The 2,853-nt window shown below is 61.7% G+C and carries 1 protein-coding gene and 2 pseudogenes; all 3 read right to left on the reverse strand.

Annotated elements, in window-relative coordinates; genetic code table 11:
* Positions 1-336 precede the first annotated feature (336 nt).
* Positions 337-1,128: a calcium-binding protein gene (locus X757_RS135545; RefSeq protein ID WP_023673926.1), complete on the reverse strand. Its 792-nt coding sequence runs from the start codon at positions 1,126-1,128 to the stop codon at positions 337-339.
* 369 nt (positions 1,129-1,497) lie between these two features.
* Positions 1,498-1,728 (reverse strand): annotated as a pseudogene (locus X757_RS1000000169325) (HlyD family type I secretion periplasmic adaptor subunit); the annotation flags it as partial.
* A pseudogene (locus tag X757_RS01000000165545) lies at positions 1,703-2,853 on the reverse strand (type I secretion system permease/ATPase); the annotation flags it as partial. The pseudogenes X757_RS01000000165545 and X757_RS1000000169325, both read right to left, overlap by 26 nt.

Here is a 2,853-nt window from a genome sequence, read left to right on the forward strand (position 1 = left end):
CCCCGACCGGCAACCGACTGCATCCGCTCGCTGGTTCAGGATCAGTGCTCCCGCCGAATATGTTTGGTCCCGGCGTTTAATGGAGCGGGTCAACAACACCGTCCGGCTGAAGGTTTGGAAGGGATTCATCGTGGTCGGCCGCAAGGGCCCGAACAGGCTTCCGCCTCCACACCTTCAGGAGATTTCGGTCCACGACCAGCGCGACGCGCAGGGCTTCGTCACTGTACACGCTGACTGCTCCCAGGCGCCCCGGCCCATGGCAAGTAGCGGAAACGGACGGGAAAGCGCCCGCCCGGGGGGGGCGGGGCGGGCGCGGTTTCGCATGGGTTTTCTGGATCAAACGAAGGTGAAGTCCGACGCGGTCAGGCCTAGGTCGGCCACGGTGACTACACCGCCCAGGTGGGCGAACTCGTGCGCGCTGCCGTCGGCGGTGACATAGGCCAGAGTTGCAACTCTGTCAGTGTAGCTGCTTTGGTAGACAATGATGTCGCCGGCGTGCTCGCCGGAGATCGCACTCGCCGCCTCATTAGCAGAGTTGAAAGATTCACCAGTGATCACCACGACGTGTTCGCCGTTCGCACCCGACGCCGCACCGCTGTAGAAGCTGCTCACCGGGTAGCCGGACTGTATGCTGGCGTTGTTGACGAAGTTCGCGCCAAAACCGTCGTTGTAGAGGCCTACCGCATCGAAGGCGAACTTGTCCTCCGCCGGGTTGAAATCGGTGATAGTGGTAATGTCCGACGTCGACCCGACAACCCCAGGCACCGGATTGTGGAACTGGAACACGAACGTGTCACTGTCGCTGCCCCCGGTCAACGTGTCCTGGCCGTCACCCACGTAGAGGACATCCTGGCCGGGTCCGCCGCTGAGCCTGTCATTGTCCTCACCGGAGACGCGCGCGTTGAAGCGGCCGTTGTCGCCAGAGAGATCGTCCCAGCCATCTCCGCCGAAGATGCGGTCGTTACCCTCGCCGCCGATGGCTCGGTCACTGCCCGCGCCACCCGAGATCTCGTCGTTGCCGCCACGACCGTCAAGCCAGTCACCGCCCTGGTAACCCTCGATCCAGTCAACACCCTCGGTGCCGAGGAGTGTTTCGGAACCCGGGCCACCTTCGATAATCTTTGCCATTGAAAATACTCCTAATGATGCCCCTGCCTGAGTCGTTCATATTCGTCATCGGACAATTGGAGAAATCGATTGCTTGGATAGGCATACATTTACGAAATGGATGCATTCTCGTTCACTTCGCCCTTCTGCTGAGCAGTTGCGGGCTCGCAGGCGGCGGGGACACGCCCCAGGCAATCGGCCCGAACATTCACACTCAAAGAACGGTCCAGGAAAACTTGGCAACCGGTCGTCCTGGTTGGGCCGCCCTCGGAAGAACGGGCATGGGGCTGTGTTGCCGAGTCGCGCCGGCACTGCCCATTGCGAGCAATGGAACGTTAGGGAGCGCGTTCGCGCGAGCCGAGATCGGAACCGACAGGCGCACCAGGTAGTACGAAATGCCGGGTTCACCAGGATTTCTCCGACCACCCCGCTAGTCGGGTGCTGTATCTTCTCACTAGGAAACGACGACAAAGTGTCCGGACGCTACAACCGCACCGGAGAGATTCGTGAAGGTCGCCCAGGGTCCGGCTCCTCCCACAAAGATCACGCTCGCCAGAAGGCCCGCAACCAGGTGCCGGCGAATGGACTCGAAACGTCATTGTTCTGATGAATGCCGGACACCGGGATCCTCCATGTCAGCGCGCTCTGCCACGTTATCCTGTGTAGACTCGATGGCCTTCAGGACTTTGGAACGCGCACCGAATGATCGCTGCCGTCCACCTTCCATCACCAACACCAAATCGACGGCGCGGATGGCGCTCGGCCGATGGGCGACGACAACCGCAATGCCCTTGCGCTCGCGCACGGAGGCGATCGCATTAACGACTGCAGCTTCGCCTTCCGCGTCGAGATGGGCATTGGGTTCATCCAGCACGACAAGGAAAGGGTCTCGATAAAGGGCCCGGGCAAGACCGATAAGCTGACGCTGCCCGGCGGAAAGTGCCGATCCGGCCTCACCAATCGGAGTTTCGTATCCGTGCTCAAATCGGAGGATCAGTTCGTGCGTGCCCGCTGCTTTCGCCGCGGCGACAATAGCCTCAGGGNCCTTGCGGCAGATAGCCGATATGGCGGCCTAGTGCTTCCCGGTCCCATTGATCGAGGCTTGCGCTGTCGATGCGAACCTTCCCGGCGACCGGCGTCCATGCGCCGACGATGGCGCGCGAGAGTGTCGACTTGCCCGAGCCCGACGGGCCGATGACCCCGAGTGCGCTTCCCGCCTGAATGGCAAACGCAAGGCCGGTCACCGTCGGCTTGCTTTCGCCGGGCGGAACGATTGTCACGCTTTCGAGGCGCAGTTCGCGTTCAGGTGCAGGCATTAGCATAACAGGAGCGGTTTCAGGAACCTTTTCCAAGAGGTCCTCCAGCCGCGCCCAACCCTGGCGCGCCATGAGGAAGGGTTTCCAGCTTGAAATGGCGAGGTCGACCGGAGCCAGCGCACGCCCCATCATGATCGAACTGGCAATCATGACCCCGGCCGTAGCCTCTTCCCTGACGACAAGGTACGCACCGACGGCAAGAATGGCCGATTGCAGCAGCACGCGCAGCGACTTTGAAATGGCACCCAGCCCACCTGCCACGTCCCCAGCTTTCCGGTTGGCGGCCAGACACTTGGCATTGGCCTTTTGCCATCGGGCAGCGATCCGCTTTCCAAGACCGAGAGCTTGCACGACCTCGGCATTGCAACGCGCTGCTTGCAGCAGACCATTGCGTGCCATGTTGTGGGCAACGGTATCGCTTATCGGCCCT

The sequence above is a fragment of the Mesorhizobium sp. LSHC412B00 genome, from assembly GCF_000503035.1.
GTDB lineage: Bacteria > Pseudomonadota > Alphaproteobacteria > Rhizobiales > Rhizobiaceae > Mesorhizobium.

Bases quoted from the DNA above. Each gene is read 5' to 3' on its own strand.
- X757_RS135545 (WP_023673926.1), bottom strand. From the start codon at position 1,128: ATGGCAAAGATTATCGAAGGTGGCCCGGGTTCCGAAACACTCCTCGGC.